The sequence below is a fragment of the Pseudomonas sp. NFX1 genome, assembly GCF_051123555.1.
Taxonomy (GTDB): domain Bacteria; phylum Pseudomonadota; class Gammaproteobacteria; order Pseudomonadales; family Pseudomonadaceae; genus Aquipseudomonas; species Aquipseudomonas capeferrum.
Genome location: NZ_CP169366.1, coordinates 1,856,827 through 1,872,381, shown reverse-complemented (window position 1 = coordinate 1,872,381; position 15,555 = coordinate 1,856,827). Strand labels below are relative to the sequence as shown.

Genomic DNA, 15,555 nt, shown 5'->3' with positions numbered 1-15,555 from the left:
AAGAAAGGCCCCCCGAGGGGGGCCTTGCGTGCACAGCCGTCAGAACGAGGTGTTGGAGATGGCCAGCGAGTTGCTTTGCTGGTTGCCCACACCTGCGGCCACGTTGACGCCGAGATTGCCGCTGCCACCATTCACCGAACCGCTCAGGGTTGCAGTGTTGGTCACAGGGTTAGCCCAGCCAGTTGGGGTCAGCACCTGGAACGAGACGGTATTGCTCAGGTCGTACGAGCTGCTTTCGCTGTAGGCCTTGGCCACGTCGTTCGAGGTTTCCTTGGTTTTTTCGCCGGATTTTTCATACGCAGACTCCGAAGCGTTTGCGTAGGAAGAATCGTGGGCCTTCTCATACGAACGGTCGCGCGACTTCTCGTACGAAGAGTCGCGAGACTTGTCGTACGAAGAGCTGCTGGTTTTGTCGTAGGAAGAGTCGAACGCTTTCTCGAACGAGGAGTCGTAGGCGCTTTCATGCGACTTGTCGATCGAGGCATCGACCGACGCATTGAGCGAACCATCGAAGCTGTCGGTACGCGTACGTTCACGACGGCCATCGTCGGTGGTCACGGTGCGAGTGGCATCGGCGGCGGCAGCAAGGGTAGCGTTCAGGCTGGCACTGCTGGACGAGCTAGCACTGCCGCTGTTGGACCCGCTCGCATTCCAGCCAACGGAGCCGCTGGCATTCGAGTTGTTGGACCCGCTTGCACTGGAGCTATTGGAGCCGCTGGCGTTCGAGCTGCTCGAGCCACTGGAGTTCCAGCCACTGGAGCCGCTGGAGCTTGCGCTTTGGGCGCCCGCCACACTGAAGCTTGAGGACGAGCTTCGGTCATCGCTCGAAGTGAACGTACCGTCGCGCGAGCTCGAACCGCTGGCTGACGTGGTGAAGCTCAGCGTATCGACACGGTAGGTGCGGTCGGCGCTGTTGTTCACGGTCAGGCCAGGGCCGTTCTGGTCGGCAGAAGCGGTGGCGGTGGCATTACCCAATGGCGCATTGGTGTTGGCGATCGCCATGGTGTTTTTCTGTTGGTTGAGGTCGCCGCCCGCAATGTTGACGCCGACGTTGCCGGAGGCGCCATCACCCGATCCGCTCATCACTGCGGAGTTTTGGGTAGACCAGTTGTCGACACGGTTGTTGTCGCTGTGCTGACGGACGTCGGCAGTGGCTTCGGCGGTGCCGAACACGAAGCTGTTATCCAGACTCGAGTCGGACGCTGCGTTGGCGATGGCAGCGGCGTTGTCTTGCTGGTTGCCGTTACCGGCTGCCACGTTGACCCCGACGTTGCCGCTGGCGCCGGTGGCCGAGCTGCTCATTTCGGCTTCGTTGATGGTGCCTTGGTTAGTGACTCTGTTGTCGGTGCTGCTCTGGCTATCGAGGGCATTGGCGGTGGCGTACACAGGGATCCTCGTAGGAGGGGGAGTGTGTTGCCCGTTGTTATGGTGACCATTGTGGTGCCCGCCACGCCGGTCGTTCTGATCAGCTTGTACAGCAACAGCCATGACCGCAGCAATTGCGAAAACCAGAGGCTTGATTGCCATCGAGGGTTTCATGGTGATTCTCCGTACTTTATTTAGGTTAAGTGTTGTTCTTAACTGATTGGGTCAATCCGCGACCCGTATGCTCAGGGTGTTGGCCATTCGGTTTCCCACCCCGGCACTCTGATTCACCTGAATCACCCCACGGCTACCGGTGAATGCCTGGTCACTGGTGGTGACCTGGCGATGGCCGGATGCGGCGTCAGTTGGATCGGAGTTGTTGAGCAGCGCCACGTTCTGTTGCATGAGGACGCTGTCGTCGATGCTTTGCGGTTGAGTACTGAGGCTGATGCGCAGTGCGTTGGCTTGCTGGGTGCCGGCCCCGGCGCTCTGGTTGACCCCCAGCGCGCCGCTGCCTTGGCTGAAAGCATCGCCCTGGATGCTTGAGCTGGCATCCATGGCGCGGTCGACAGGGCTGCCGAGCCTTTGCCTTATCTGGGTGGTGGCGCTGGCCTCGTGCCCCACAGCGATGGCGCGGGCGTTGGCCTGCTGCTGCAGGTCGCCGGCCGCCTGGTTGACCGTGAGGTTGCCCTGGTATTGGCTGCCCGAGCTGTCGATGCTGGCGTTGTTGATCACAGGGGACTGAGCGAAGGCTGGCGCACTGCAGAGCGTGGCCAGAAGCAGCAGCGTAGGCCTCATCTCATTTGCCTCCGGTCAAGATTTGCAGCGGGGCCAGGCCGCGCTGGACGCTTGAATTGACCATGTTCGAGATGCCGTTGCCGGAACCTGAGCCACGTCCCCCGGCGAGGTTGGGCAGTTGTGTCTGGTTGGTAAGATTGCCGCCCAGGTTGTTGGTCTGTTGATTGACCAGGGCACTGATGCCAGCACCGCTGCTGATGCTGGCGAAGTCACCGTCGCTCAGTTCGTGGGTCTGTCTGAGGATCTGCGCGGAGGGGTTGGCATTGACGGTGGTCGGGGTGGGGTCGGGAATCATCGGCGGGATGACTGCGTTGCGCGTCTGCACATCGCGGGTAATGGTGATGATCCCGTTTTCGGCCTGGGCGGGCTGGGTCAACCCTGACCCCACAATGCAAGCGATTAGCAGGAGGCGATGGACGCCTTTATCAAGTATCCCCACGACGGCAATTCCTTCTTTGGCGTGCTGGTCCGATTCAGCGATGCAAAGAAGAGAGCAGAAGCTGTGCCGTGTTTTGAAATTTATTCTGAATCAATGAGTTAGCTCAACACGCTGGGAGTGTTTCGCATTTTCTGTATCAGAGCTGATACAGATTATCGAGGCCGAAGAGGCTGGAGCCAGCATGGGCATGGCTTGGAGGGATTTTGCAAGGGTGTTTCACGGACTTGACACTGCCCCCGAAACGGGGGAAACCCCCGCATTTGCGGGGACTATCACCCACCTGAGTGTGTCAGGGGCTTAACACTCGGTCGGGCAGGCTGGCGTATCGCTATCAAGCAGCGTAGCCACCGTTTGCAGCGCCTGCAACTGGCGTTGCGGCCAATTGCCATCAATCACCTGAAAGGTCTGCCGGTGGCGCTGCAACCAGTGCAGGCTGTCGTAGAAAAAGCGCTGGCGATCGGCCAAATCAGGGTGACAGCGCTGGCCATCGGCAACCCAGTCCACGCCTTGCGGGCTCAGTAACAGGTGCAGGTCGTAATGCCGAGCAAGCAAGGCTTGTTCCAGCCAGGCCGGGCAGTCGTCGAACAGGGCGCGGCTCCAGAGCATGTTGCTGAGCAGGTGGGTGTCGAGGATCAACAGCTCTGGGGCTTGCGCGCGGGCGCGGTCTTCCCATTCAAGCTGGCCGCGGGCGATGGCGGGGATGTCGGCGTAACAAGTATCACGGCCTTCCTGATCAATGAAATGGCGCACGTATTCGGCCACCACCCGCCCACCGAAATGCGCCTGGAGCACACCACTGAGCCAGCTCTTGCCACTGGATTCCGGCCCGCACAGCACCAGCACCTTCATGCTTGCACCAGTGCCGGGTCACGCCGCCATTCCAGCCAGCCGCGCACGGCGATCAGGGTAAGCACCGCGAAGAAGCCAGCGGTGAAGTACAACTGCTGATGCAGGTACTGGCCGACATAGACGATGTCCACCACCACCCACAAAGCCCAGCACTGCAGGCGCTTCTGGGCCATCCATAGCTGCGCGACCAGGCTGAAACCGGTCAGCGTGGCGTCCAGCCAGGGCAGGGCGGCGTCGGTCCAGTTGGCCATGGCAGCACCCAGGGCGGCGCTGAGCAGCGCGCCGATGGCCAGGCCGATACAGATCGCCCGGGTTTGCAGGCGCGTGACCTGGCGGGCGTCCTGCGAGCGGCCCGGGCGCTTCCACTGCCACCAGCCGTACAGCTGCAATATGGCGTAGGCCCCCTGCAGCAACATACCCGAATACAGTTTTACCTCGAAGAACAGCCAGCCATAGATCAGTACCATGACCAGGCCGATTGGCCAGCACCAGGCGTTCTGCTTGACGGTGAGCCAGACGGCGGTAACGCCGAGTACGGCGGCGATGAGTTCAAGGCCGGACATCGGCGATCCTTGGAGGGGCGAGAAGAGGGGCGCGATTGTAGCTTGTCGAGGGTGCCAGGAGTAGGTGCAGCGCACCTGCAACGCGGCACCCTCAAGGGCAAGGCCTCTCTATACGCGGAACTGCCGCAACAGTTGCTCCAACTCCTCGCTCAACCGCCCCAGCGCCGCCCCGGCATCACTCGACTGGCGCGCCGCTTCGGCGGTCTGCTGGGACAAGCCCGCAGTGTCCAGCACATTGCGGTTGATCTCTTCGACCACATGCGACTGTTGCAAGGTTGCACTGGCAATGGACGCATTGAGTGCAGTCAGGTTATGCAGCGCCTGGCTGATGGCATCCAGGCTGGCACCGGCCTCACGGGCCTGCTCGACAGTCTGGCGCGAGGCCTCGCTACTGGTGTCGATCGCCCTGACCGCAGCGTCCGACTGGCCTTGCAGGTGCTCGATCATGGTGTGGATTTCAGCCGTGGACTGGGCCGTGCGCTGGGCCAGCAGGCGCACCTCGTCGGCGACCACGGCAAAACCTCGGCCTTGCTCGCCGGCGCGGGCTGCTTCGATGGCCGCGTTTAGCGCAAGCAGATTGGTCTGTTCGGCAATGGAGCGGATCACGTCGAGCACGCCACCAATGCGCGTGCTGTGCCCGGCCAGGTCACGAATCACCTGGACTGCCTGGTCGATGGTCAGCGACAGGCGATCGATCTGTTCGAGGCTGCCATGAATGGCCTGCTGGCCATGCTCCACCTGTTGCTGCGCCGCGCGCATTTCGCCCGCAGCCTGCTCGGCCGTCTTGGCCACGTCTTGCACGGCATAGGTCACTTCGTTGACAGCCGTGGCAACCTGGTCCATCTGTTGTGACTGCTGGGCACTGTGCTGTTGCGCGGCACCGGCGTTGTCACCGACGTGGCCGGCGGACCGGGCCAGGTCGTGGGCGGCGCCCTGCAATTGGCCGACCACGCCCTGCAGCTTGCCGTTGAAGCGGTTGAAGTGCTCACCCAGGTGGGTGATTTCATCGCGGCCGTGGGTGTCCAGGCGCCGGGTCAGGTCGCTTTCGCCACTGGCGATGTTGCCCATGGCCTGCACGGCCTCTTGCAACGGGCGGGCGATACTGCGGGCAATCAGCATGACCAGCAGCGCCATCAGCAGGGCAATACCCAGGCCCACCAGCGAGGCATCGCGCAATTGCCGGGCGAATTCGGCCTGCACGTCATCGATGTACACGCCCGAGCCGATGACCCAGCCCCACGGCTTGAACAGCTGGATATAAGAGGTTTTCGCTACCGGCTCGCTGGCGCCGGGTTTGGGCCAGCGATAATTGACTGGGCCGGCGCCCTGGCTGCGGGCCAGGCTGACCATTTCGTTGAACACGGCAAAGCCGTCGGGGTCGCGAATGGCAGACAGGTCCTGGCCGTCGAGCTTGGGGTTGGCCGGATGCATGATCATCTTCGGCCCCAGGTCGTTGATCCAGAAATAGTCGTCGTGGTCGTAACGCAGCGCGCGCACCACCTGCAACGCTTGTTGCTGGGCGGCATCGCGGCTCAAGCTGCCGGCCGCCTCCAGGCCCTGGTAGTAGGCCAGTACACCGGCTGCAGTCTGCACCACATGGCGGGTTTTTTCCGCCTTGGCCTGGTACAGGTCGCCGTGGATCTGGCGCAGCATCAGCAGGCCCAGTAACACCAGCATGGCAACCGCCACCAGCAGGATCAGCCACAGACGGCGGCTGATCGACATCGATCTCAGGGTTTTCATCCAGGCACTCCCGCCTTGTTCTTGTTCTTCAGGTGCATCCAAGCATGCTTTGCGACAGCCCCCCACCCGACTAATGGCTAAGTGCTAGTCTAGGCGTACTCTGCAGCAGGCGGCGCAAGCCATTGCAAAGCCGCTCTGATAGGATTTCGGCCGCGCAAGATGAAACCTTTAGGCAGCGTGAACTTTTCCACTGGCATTGCGCCCAACAGTCGCTGTAAAACAGCCGGGCCGCGTGCGGCAACTTCAAGCAAATCAAGAACAAGGGGCCTGCAAGCAGCAGCGCTCCATCGGGGGAATGATGGATTTTTGGACTGCCTTACAGGCAATCATCTTAGGCGTGGTCGAAGGGTTGACGGAGTTCTTGCCGATCTCCAGTACCGGGCACCAGATCATCGTCGCCGACGTGATCGGCTTTGATGGCGAACGGGCCATCGCGTTCAACATCATCATCCAGCTTGCTGCGATCCTGGCCGTGGTGTGGGAGTTTCGCCGCAAGATTCTGGACGTGGTGTTCGGCCTCACCAGCCAGCCCACGGCCCGGCGCTTCACCGGCAACCTGCTGCTGGCGTTCATGCCGGCGGTGGTACTGGGCGTGCTGTTCGCCGACCTGATCCACGAATACCTGTTCAACCCGATCACGGTGGCAGCGGCCTTGGTAGTGGGCGGTGTGATCATGCTCTGGGCCGAGCGCCGCGAGCACCGCGTGGAGGTCGACCACGTTGACGAGATGCGCTGGAGCCATGCCTTGAAGATTGGCTTTGTCCAATGCCTGGCCATGATCCCCGGCACCTCGCGCTCCGGTTCGACCATCATCGGTGGTTTGCTGTTCGGGCTGTCGCGCAAGGCGGCTACCGAGTTCTCGTTCTTCCTGGCGATGCCGACCATGGTCGGCGCGGCGGTGTATTCGGGCTACAAGTACCGCGACCTGTTCCAGCCAAGCGATTTGCCGGTGTTCGCCATCGGTTTCGTGACCTCGTTCATCTTCGCCATGATCGCCGTGCGTGCGCTGCTCAAGTTCATCGCCAACCACAGCTACGCGGCGTTCGCCTGGTACCGCATTGCCTTTGGCCTGCTGATTCTGGCGACCTGGCAGTTTGGCTGGGTCGACTGGTCGACGGCGCACAGCTGACATGGCCAGGGCGCAAAACGAGGAGGGCGTACGCAACGTGCGCCTGAAGTTGCTGGTGTTGGGCGTGCTGTGCCTGCTACCGGGCCTGGGTGCGGCGCAGATGGCCTGGAACGATCAGTCCTGGCTGCCCTTGGCGCTGTACCCGGCGGTGAGCCTGATCAGCCTGCTGCTGTACTGGCAGGACAAGCAGCAGGCCCGCACCCAGGCCTGGCGCACGCCAGAGAACGTGCTGCATGCCAGCGAACTGTGCGGTGGCTGGCCCGGCGCACTGGTTGCCCAGCAGCTGTTTCGGCACAAGACGCGCAAAGTGTCGTATCAGCTGATGTACTGGGGGATTGTGCTACTGCATCAGGTGTTCTGGCTCGATTACCTGTTCCTCGGGCGCCACCTGTTGTCTTGGCTCTGACGCCTCGATCAGAGCAGCAGCCCCACCTGCAGGCGCTTCGCCAGCCGCCGCACCACCAACTGGTGTGAGCGCTGCAGCAGGTCGCACAGCTCGTCGCGCCCCATGGGGTAAGGGGGCGCCATGCTGATCCATCGCGCCCGCGCCAGATACGGCGCGGGGCGCACGCCAGGGCGGTCGCAATAGCCCAGAAAAAGCTCATCGGCGACTTTGAACGACAACCCTGCACCCGCCAGGTCGAGCACGGCGAACATCTTGTTGCCTGCCACCGAAAACACCCGGATACCGCCCCATTTATAGTCTTCTCGAGCACCCGGCAGGCTCAGGCAGAAGGCTGCCACCTGCGCTTCAGTCATTTTTCGCTCAGACATAACGCTCTCCACAGGCCTCGAACGACGCCGCCAGATGATCGATCCACACGCGCACTGCGGGCAATACACCGCGCCGGTGTGGGTACACCGCCTGCAGATAGCCACCCGGCAGTTGCCAGTCGGGTAACAAGCGCACCAGCTCGCCACGTTCCAGTTCCTCTTCGCAGAACATGCTGGGCAGCGCAGTGAAGCCCAGCCCGGCGCGTACCGCGGCATTGCGCACCACGAAATCGTCGATGGCCAGGCGCGGTTCCAGGGCGATTTCCTGTTGGCGGCCATTGGGCCCGAACAGGCGGAAGTGCACCAGCCGGTCAGCCTCGGCAGCGCCCAGCACGGGCAACGAGGCCAGCTCGCCAGGCTCGCGAATGTGATCGGCAAAGCCCGGCGCGGCGACCAGTTGCATCTGAGCCTGGCGTAGCCGGCGCGTGACCAGGGCCGGGTCCTCATCGCCCAAGTCGCGCACACGCAGGGCGACGTCGATACCCTCGGAAATCAGATCGACTCGGCGGTTGAGCAGCACCATGTCCAGTTGCACCAGCGGGTACTGTTCGAGAAAGCGGCTGATCACGTCCGGCAAAAAGGCATGGGCCAGTGCCACCGGGCAGGAGACTCGCAAGCGACCGCGCGGCTCGCTGCTCATGCTGGCCACGGCCTCGTCGGCGGCTTCGGCTTCCAGCAGCATGGCCTGGCAATGGTGCAGGTAGCGCTCGCCCACAGCGGTCAGTTTCAGTTGCCGCGTGGTGCGCTGCAGCAGGCGTGTACCCAGGCGTTCTTCAAGTTCGGCGATACGCCGTGACAAGCGCGACTTGGGGATACCCAGCTGGCGCCCGGCAGCGGCAAAGCCGCCGGCCTCGACGACGCGGGCGAAATAGAAGAGGTCATTGAGGTCTTGCATGGGAATCTCTCACTGTTCCATCAGTGGGACAAACTAACGCATTTTTGCCTGCTTATCAGCTATTAGTCCTCCCGGTAGGATTCTCCCCATCATGATCGCCCACGCCGCGGTCTTCATTACAGGAGAGTCCCATGAAACTGTTGCACATCGATTCGAGCATCCTGGGCGACAATTCCGCCTCCCGCCAGCTGAGCCGCGAAGTGGTCGAAGGCTGGAAGGCCAGCAACCCGAGCCTGGAAGTGGTGTACCGTGACCTGGCTGCCGATGCCATCGCCCATTTCTCCGCCGCAACCCTGGTAGCCGCGGGCACCCCCGAAGACATGCGCGATGCGGCCCAGGCTTTCGAAGCCAAGCTGAGCGCTGAAACCCTGGAAGAATTCCTCGCCGCCGATGCCGTGGTGATCGGTGCGCCGATGTACAACTTCACCGTGCCGACCCAGCTCAAGGCCTGGATTGACCGTGTTGCCGTCGCCGGCAAGACCTTCCGTTACACCGAAGCCGGCCCTGAAGGCCTGTGCGGTGACAAGAAGGTGGTGCTGGTGTCCACCGCCGGTGGCCTGCACGCTGGCCAGCCGACCGGTGCTGGCCATGAGGACTTCCTCAAAGTGTTCCTGGGCTTCATCGGCGTCACCGACCTGGAGATCGTTCGCGCCCACGGCCTGGCCTACGGCCCAGAGCACCGCAGCCAGGCCATCGACGCGGCACAGGCGCAGATTGCCAACGAGCTGTTTGCCGCCGCCTGATTGCACCAGCCTCAAATCGCCGGCTTGCCGGCGATTTGAGGCGTATCAGGCTACCGGTATCGTCGGGTCAGCCGCCGCCAAGGCTGCTGCACGATCATTGGCAGCGGGCGGGTAGATCCAGAGCGTGTTGATCTGCGACTTCAGCAACTTGGCCTCGGCCTTGTCTTGCGGGGGCGATACCTGGCGGTCCCACCCTTCGGTGTACACCGCGCCCCAGGCGCCCAGGTCGAGGCAGGTGACGTACTTGGGTTGGCTGTAGGTCATCGGTGCCACGCCAATCAACTCGGCAACCGCATTGTTGCCGGCGTAGCGGCCCAGTGGGATGGCATGCTGGCACGACATCACCGCATGGTTGCCCACCTCGTCGCAAGCTGCGTAGGCCACGTCGCCCGCCGCATAGACCGCGTCGTTGCCCTTGACCTTGAGGTTGCCGTCCACGTGCAACCGGCCTTGGCGGTCACGTTCGCCGCTGATCTGCTCGGTCAACGGGTTGGCCTTGAAGCCCACGGTCCAGATCACCGTGCTGGCATCGATGCGTTGCCCGTTGTCCAGCAGAACGCCGTCGGGGTCCACCGAGGCCACCGTGGCGCCACAGATCCATTCCACCCCCAATGCCTCGCAGGCCTGCTCGATCGCAGGGCGGATGCCGTCACCCAGGGCTGCGCCGACCCTGGCGCCACGGTCGATCACCACCACCCGCAGTGTTGCCTGCTCACCGAGAATGCTGCGCAAGCGCGCCGGCAGCTCGGTGGCTGTTTCGATACCGGTGAAGCCACCACCGGCCACCACCACGGTGTTACGGGCAGGCGTGTCTGGCAGGTTGGCCAGGGACTTGAGGTGCGTCTCCAGCCGTGCGGCGCTGTCAATCTTGTCGACATCGAAAACATGCTCGATGCCGACCATGTCCGGGCGGTTGAGCACACTGCCGCAGGCCATGATCAGGCGGTCATAGCCCAGTTCGCACTCGGTACCGCTTTGCGTGCGATAGCGCACGCGCCGGGCGGTTTCGTCGATGTGAAAGGCGGTGCCTTGGACGAAATGCACGTTGACCGCTTCGAACAGCGCCTGCAGTGGCGCGGCCATGGTGTGTACATCAGGTTCGTAGAAGCGCGGGCGCACATGCAGTTCGGCCTGCGGCGCCAGCAGCGTCACCTCGACATCCTTGCGCGCGTTAAGGTCCAGCTGGCGTACGGCGCTGAGGGCGCTCCACAGGCCAGCAAAGCCCGCGCCAATGATCAGGATATTTTTCATCGTTGTGCTCCTGGAATGTCCGGGTAAACAAAAGTAGCCCGTCTTTGTGGACAACGATGTTACGAGTGACGAAGTGCTACACCCTAGGCCAAAGAACCCTGAATTTCGGCCAACGATAGATTGCGCGCAAAGCGCGCGCGGTAGTCGCGCGGGGTGACCGCAAGGTGGCGCTGGAACGCCAGGCGCATGCGCTCTTCGCTGCCAAAGCCGCATTGCCGGGCAATCTGCTCGATGTGGCTGTCGGCGCTTTCCAGCAGGCGGCGGGCGGCTTCCAGGCGGAACACTTCAATGGCCTTGGCCGGTGTGCGGCCGGTCTTGAGCTTGTACACCCGGGTGAAGTTGCGCACGCTCATGTGCGCCTGCTCGGCCAGGTGCTCGACGGTCAGGCGGGGGTCGCCGAGGTGCGCGTTCAGCCACAGGTGCAGTGCTTCGAATTCGCTGCAATCGCGCCCCTGCAGCTTGAGCAGTTCACTGAACTGCGCCTGGCCGCCGGGCCGCTTGAGAAATACCACCAGCTCGCGGGCCACTTGCATCGCGACTTCGCGGCCGCAGTCTTGCTCGACCAGGGCCAAGGCCAGGTCGATGCCGGCGCTGACGCCGGCAGAAGTCCACACCGTACCTTGCTGAACGAAGATCGATTCGTGGTCCACCTGCACCGCAGGGAAGTCGCGGCGTAGCACCTCGCACATCGCCCAGTGGGTGGCGGCGCGGCGCCCGTCAAGCAAGCCCGCGCTGGCCAGCAGAAAGGTACCGCTGCATACCGAGGCCGTACGCCTGGCCTTTACTGCGGCGCGGTGCAGCCAGGCGACCAATGCGGCGTGGTCGGGGAGGGTGCGGATGATATCCGGTGCGCCCGGTACTACCAGGGTGTCGACGGCCTGCGCCATCACGGCGTCCAGTGTTTCAGTCGCTACCGCCAGGCCTTCGGCGGTTGGCTGCAGGCCGCCGTCGAGGCTTGCAGTGTGCAGTCGATAGCCCGGCCTGCCCTGTGCAGCCATGGCTTTGGTGGCAGCCCAGAACACCGTCTGCGCACCCGTGAGGTCGAGCAGGCCCATTTGCGGGTAGGCGACGAAGACAACGGCGCGCGGATGGTCGACCGGTTGCAACGCAGGCTCGAGCTGCTGAGCGTGTTCAGTCATAGGCAGATGACCTGATCGAAAGGGGCCGTGTGGCGGCTTCAGAACGTCGGTGGCGTGATGACCCAGATCACCAGGGCATCCACGTCACCGGGGTTGCCATAACGATGGGGTTCCTGGCTGGAGAAGCTGAAACTGTCGCCTTCACCCAGCTGAAAGTGCCGCTCGCCTACCCACAATTCAAAACTGCCGCTGAGCAAATAGCCAGCCTCTTCGCCGTCATGGCTGTAACTCTGCTGGCTATAGGTGCCCGGTGGAAAGCGCGAATGAAGGATTTCCAGCTGGCGGTTGGGTTGCGGCGTGAGCAGCTGGTCGACGATGCCGTCTTCGTAGTGCACGCTGAGGCGGCTGTTACGGCGTACCACGTAGCCCTGGTCCTCGGGTGCGGTACTGGCCTCGCTGGCAAAAAACCACTGGATCGTCACCCCCAGGCTGCGGGCGATGTTGAACAGTGCCGGGATCGACGGGTAAGACAGGTTACGCTCCAGCTGGCTGATGTAGCCGGCCGTCAGTTCGCTCTGTGCGGCCAGCTCCGCCAGGGTCATGCCGCGGCGCTTGCGCAGGCCGCGGATGCGGGTGCCCAGGAACTGCGGGGCGCCGCCGCCGTCTTCGGTGGCGCAGGGGGGCTGCGAGGGTTGGCTCATGCGCATCGGTCCATCGGGAAAGCGGCAGTATGTACAGCCTCAGAGCGCCCAGGCAACCGTCAGGCCATCGTGAATCGCCTCTTCTGCAGTACGCGGCGCCAGGCAGTCGCCGATGCGCCGCACTTCCACCAGGCCGTCCAGCTCCGCCGCCAGGGTGTCATTGGGCTGGTGGCCCAGGCACAGCACCAGGGTGTCGATGCCTTCAAAGATCATCGGTTCGCCGCTGGCCGTGTGCTGCAGGTACGCGGTGTTGTCGTCGCAGCCGTAGAGGCGGGCGTAGGGGGTGATGGGGATGCCCAGGCGATGGAGTTCGCCAGCCAGTTGATCGCGTACATACAACGGCAGGTTTTCCCCACAGTGGGTGCCGTTGACCGCCAGTTGCACCTGATGCCCCTCGCGCACCAGGCGCTCGGCGATGCCAGGGCCTATCCAGTCGCAACGCCAGTCGATGACCAGTACCGAACGCCCGAGTTTGACCTCGTTGCGCAACACTTGCCAAGCATCCACCACCTGCAGGTCACCGGCGCGCTCGAACGCCGGCCAGTAGGGCGTGGCGCCGGTGGCGGCGATCACCAGGTCAGGGCGCTCGCGCTCGACCAGTGCGCGGTCGACTCGCGTGTGGCGCACCACCTCCACGCCTGCCAAGGCCATTTCCCGTTGCAGGTTGGTGCTGGCGCCGCCGAACTCGCTGCGCCGGGGCAGCAGTTGTGCCAGCAACACTTGGCCGCCCAGTTGCGGGCCGGCTTCAAAGAGTGTGACGTGGTGCCCGCGCGCGGCGGCGACGGCTGCTGCCTTCATGCCCGCCGGGCCGCCGCCTGCCACCAGGATCCGTTTGGGCGAAGGGGTTGGCGTCAGGTGGCCGTACTGCAGTTCGCGGCCGGTTTCCGGGTGCTGGATACACGATATCGCCAGGCCGCGATGGAAGTGTCCGATGCAGGCCTGGTTGCAGGCAATGCAGGCGCGCACGTCTTCGACCTGGCCGTGCTCGGTCTTGGTCGGCATCAGCGGGTCGCAGATCAGCGCGCGGGTCATGCCACACACGTCGGCCTGGCCACGCGCCAGGATCAGCTCTGCCTCCTGCGGCTGGTTGATGCGCCCGGTGACGAACAGCGGAATGTCCAGGCGCTGTTTGAACGTGCCGGCTTCGCGTGCCAGGTACGCAGGCTCGATGGCCATGGGGGGTACGATATGCACCGCACCGCCCAGCGACGCCGAGGTACCGGCGACGATGTGCAGGTAGTCGAGCTGGCCTTGCAGCGCTTCGGCGGCGGCCAGCGACTCGTCCTCGCTCAGGCCTTCGCTGTCACGTTCGTCGGCGCTGATGCGCAGGCCGACGATGAACTGCTCGTCGGTGGCAGCACGCACGGCCGCCAGGACTTCGCGCAAAAACCTCAGGCGCTGCGCCAGGTCGCCGTTGTAGCCATCGGTACGCAGGTTGACCCGCGGGTTGAGAAACTGCGCGGGCAGGTAGCCATGGCTGGCCACTACCTCGACGCCATCCAGCCCCGCCTGGTACAGGCGCCGCGCCGCGCTGGCATAGCCCTGGACGATTTCATCGATCATCGCCTGGTCCAGCGCGCGCGGCATCACCCGGAAGCGTTCATTGGGCACCGGCGAGGCTGAGTAGGCGACCGCCAGCAAGCCATCGGCAGACTCCATGATCTCCCGCCCAGGGTGGAACAGTTGCGAGAGCACCACCGTACCGTGCTCATGGCAGGCTTCGGCCAAGCGCCGGTAGCCTTCGATGCAGGTATCGTCGGTAGCCATCAGCACGTGCGAGGTGTAGCGGGCGCTGTCGTGCACGCCGGCCACCTGCAGCACGATCAGGCCGACCCCACCTGCGGCTCGGGCACGCTGGTAGGCGATGAGCTTGTCGTTGACCAGGTTGTCGGTGGGCAGGCAGGTGTCGTGGCCCGTGGACATGATGCGGTTTTTCAGGCGTTTGCCGCGAATCTGCAAGGCTTCGAACAGGTGCGGGAAGGCGGTTTGCATACAGGCGGCTCCGGTGAGGTGTTGTTCTTGTTTTGGTTATGAAAGTGTAGCGCCAGTAAAAAATCAACTTGTTTTTTTACTTTGGCGCAGCTAGGTTTTCATCACCCTCCGAGGAGGGCGTGACCTCACAACAACAAGAAATCGGGCCCCACGGGCACCGGCAGGAGGAAACCTCGATGCATGCATTCCCTCGCAGTACCGGCCTTTGCGCAGCGCTTCTGGCTTTGGGGCTAGGCAGTGCGCAAGCGGCGCCGCAGATGGTTGTGGTCGGCTATGGCGGCGCCGGTCAGAAAGCCCAGGATGAGGCGATCTTCAAACCGTTCAGCGCCAAGGACGGCAGCCAGTTGATCCAGAGCGAGTACAACGGCGAAATGGCCCGCATCCAGGTGATGGCCGATACCGGCAACGTCGACTGGGACGTGGTGCAGATCGAAGGGCCCGACCTGATGCGCGGTTGCGATGAGGGCATCTACGAGCACCTCGACTGGCAGCGCCTGGGCCATGCCGCCGAGTTGATCCCGGACGCCGCCCAGGACTGTGGGTCTGCCGCGTTGGTGTGGAGCGTGGCGATCGCCTATGACCGCAACAAGCTGGCCCATGCCCCGGTCTCGTGGGCCGACTTCTGGGACGTGCAGAAGTACCCGGGCAAGCGCGGCCTGCGCAAGCGTGCGGTGTACAACCTGGAGTTCGCCTTGTTGGCCGACGGGGTCAAGGTCGAGGATGTCTACACGGTGCTGTCAACGCCGGCCGGTGTCGACCGCGCCTTTGCCAAGCTCAGTGAGCTCAAGCCCTATGTGCAGTGGTGGGACGCCGGTGCTCAGCCGGCGCAGTGGCTGGCTGCCGGCGATGTGGTGATGACGTCTACCTACAGCGGGCGCATCGCCGTGGCGGCCCAGCAGGGCAGCCCGCTGGCACTGGTGTGGCCGGGCAGCCTGTATGGCATGGACTATTGGGCGATCATCAAGGGTTCGCGGCATGTCGACCAGGCCAAACGGCTGATCGCCTATGCCAACCAAGCCGATACTCAGGTGCGTTACGTCGAGCAGATCCCTTACGGGCCGACCAATACTCAGGCAGCGGCCAAGCTCGCGCCGTCCTTGGCCAGCTGGGTGCCGACATCGCCGCAAAACCTGGAAGGGGCTTTGGCGATGAATGTGGAATTCTGGGTTGACCATGGTGAAGAACTGGAACAGCGATTCAATGCCTGGGCCAGCAAGTAACCTGACGTTCAATG

16 protein-coding genes are annotated in these 15,555 nt (G+C 63.4%); 4 read left to right on the top strand and 12 right to left on the bottom strand.

Translation table 11 applies throughout. The features are described 5' to 3' along the window. Window positions 1–39 precede the first annotated feature (39 nt). The 6 genes from DJ563_RS08130 to mcpP all read right to left on the bottom strand — a co-directional run bounded on the left by DJ563_RS08130 (window position 40) and on the right by mcpP (window position 5,757). Window positions 40–1,539, bottom strand: a complete 1,500-nt coding sequence (locus tag DJ563_RS08130; RefSeq protein ID WP_274098545.1) for a heme utilization protein — start codon at window positions 1,537–1,539, stop codon at window positions 40–42. 51 nt (window positions 1,540–1,590) lie between these two features. Next, window positions 1,591–2,163 (bottom strand): hypothetical protein, encoded by a 573-nt coding sequence (locus tag DJ563_RS08125; RefSeq protein WP_033698348.1) that lies wholly within the window; start codon window positions 2,161–2,163, stop codon window positions 1,591–1,593. A gap of 1 nt (window position 2,164) precedes the next feature. Next, the gene (locus tag DJ563_RS08120; RefSeq protein WP_434519225.1) at window positions 2,165–2,602 is read right to left on the bottom strand and encodes a hypothetical protein; all 438 of its coding nucleotides are present in this window, start codon (window positions 2,600–2,602) and stop codon (window positions 2,165–2,167) included. A 297-nt stretch (window positions 2,603–2,899) separates the two neighbouring features. After that, window positions 2,900–3,451: an AAA family ATPase gene (locus tag DJ563_RS08115; protein ID WP_434519224.1), complete on the bottom strand. Its 552-nt coding sequence runs from the start codon at window positions 3,449–3,451 to the stop codon at window positions 2,900–2,902. Further along, window positions 3,448–4,014, bottom strand: a complete 567-nt coding sequence (gene pnuC, locus DJ563_RS08110) for a nicotinamide riboside transporter PnuC (protein WP_274098542.1) — start codon at window positions 4,012–4,014, stop codon at window positions 3,448–3,450. The genes DJ563_RS08115 and pnuC overlap by 4 nt, the downstream gene beginning before the upstream one ends. 108 nt (window positions 4,015–4,122) lie before the next feature. Continuing rightward, the gene (gene mcpP, locus DJ563_RS08105) at window positions 4,123–5,757 is read right to left on the bottom strand and encodes a methyl-accepting chemotaxis protein McpP (RefSeq protein WP_434519223.1); all 1,635 of its coding nucleotides are present in this window, start codon (window positions 5,755–5,757) and stop codon (window positions 4,123–4,125) included. 298 nt (window positions 5,758–6,055) lie between these two features. Between mcpP and DJ563_RS08100 the strand changes: the two genes are divergently transcribed. Continuing rightward, the gene (locus DJ563_RS08100) at window positions 6,056–6,886 is read left to right on the top strand and encodes an undecaprenyl-diphosphate phosphatase (protein WP_434519222.1); all 831 of its coding nucleotides are present in this window, start codon (window positions 6,056–6,058) and stop codon (window positions 6,884–6,886) included. A 1-nt stretch (window position 6,887) separates the two neighbouring features. Then, on the top strand, window positions 6,888–7,292 hold the full coding sequence (locus tag DJ563_RS08095) for a DUF1294 domain-containing protein (protein WP_434519221.1): 405 nt from the start codon (window positions 6,888–6,890) through the stop codon (window positions 7,290–7,292). Between the two features lie 8 nt (window positions 7,293–7,300). Here DJ563_RS08095 and DJ563_RS08090 read toward each other — a convergent pair whose 3' ends face one another. Both DJ563_RS08090 and DJ563_RS08085 read right to left on the bottom strand, forming a co-directional pair. After that, window positions 7,301–7,660 carry an MmcQ/YjbR family DNA-binding protein gene (locus tag DJ563_RS08090; protein WP_033698336.1) on the bottom strand — a complete coding sequence of 120 codons (360 nt, stop codon included), beginning with the start codon at window positions 7,658–7,660 and terminating at the stop codon, window positions 7,301–7,303. Next, window positions 7,653–8,555, bottom strand: a complete 903-nt coding sequence (locus tag DJ563_RS08085; RefSeq protein ID WP_033698334.1) for a LysR substrate-binding domain-containing protein — start codon at window positions 8,553–8,555, stop codon at window positions 7,653–7,655. The genes DJ563_RS08090 and DJ563_RS08085 overlap by 8 nt, the downstream gene beginning before the upstream one ends. Window positions 8,556–8,686: 131 nt before the next feature. Between DJ563_RS08085 and DJ563_RS08080 the strand changes: the two genes are divergently transcribed. Further along, on the top strand, window positions 8,687–9,298 hold the full coding sequence (locus DJ563_RS08080; protein WP_274098537.1) for an FMN-dependent NADH-azoreductase: 612 nt from the start codon (window positions 8,687–8,689) through the stop codon (window positions 9,296–9,298). Window positions 9,299–9,343: 45 nt separating this feature from the next. On the opposite strand, the gene DJ563_RS08075 is transcribed toward DJ563_RS08080, so the two are convergent. From DJ563_RS08075 to DJ563_RS08060, 4 genes are all read right to left on the bottom strand, one after another. Continuing rightward, window positions 9,344–10,549 carry an NAD(P)/FAD-dependent oxidoreductase gene (locus DJ563_RS08075; protein WP_434519220.1) on the bottom strand — a complete coding sequence of 402 codons (1,206 nt, stop codon included), beginning with the start codon at window positions 10,547–10,549 and terminating at the stop codon, window positions 9,344–9,346. An 83-nt stretch (window positions 10,550–10,632) separates the two neighbouring features. Beyond that, entirely contained in the window at window positions 10,633–11,688 is a 1,056-nt protein-coding gene (locus tag DJ563_RS08070; protein WP_434519219.1) for a GlxA family transcriptional regulator, read from the bottom strand. 38 nt (window positions 11,689–11,726) lie between these two features. After that, entirely contained in the window at window positions 11,727–12,329 is a 603-nt protein-coding gene (locus DJ563_RS08065) for a helix-turn-helix domain-containing protein (RefSeq protein WP_434519218.1), read from the bottom strand. 39 nt (window positions 12,330–12,368) lie between these two features. Next, window positions 12,369–14,321, bottom strand: coding sequence for an FAD-dependent oxidoreductase (locus DJ563_RS08060; protein ID WP_434519217.1), 1,953 nt, complete (start codon window positions 14,319–14,321; stop codon window positions 12,369–12,371). A 176-nt stretch (window positions 14,322–14,497) separates the two neighbouring features. Here DJ563_RS08060 and DJ563_RS08055 point away from each other — a divergent pair, with 176 nt between their 5' ends. Continuing rightward, on the top strand, window positions 14,498–15,541 hold the full coding sequence (locus DJ563_RS08055) for an ABC transporter substrate-binding protein (protein ID WP_434519216.1): 1,044 nt from the start codon (window positions 14,498–14,500) through the stop codon (window positions 15,539–15,541). Window positions 15,542–15,555 lie beyond the last annotated feature (14 nt).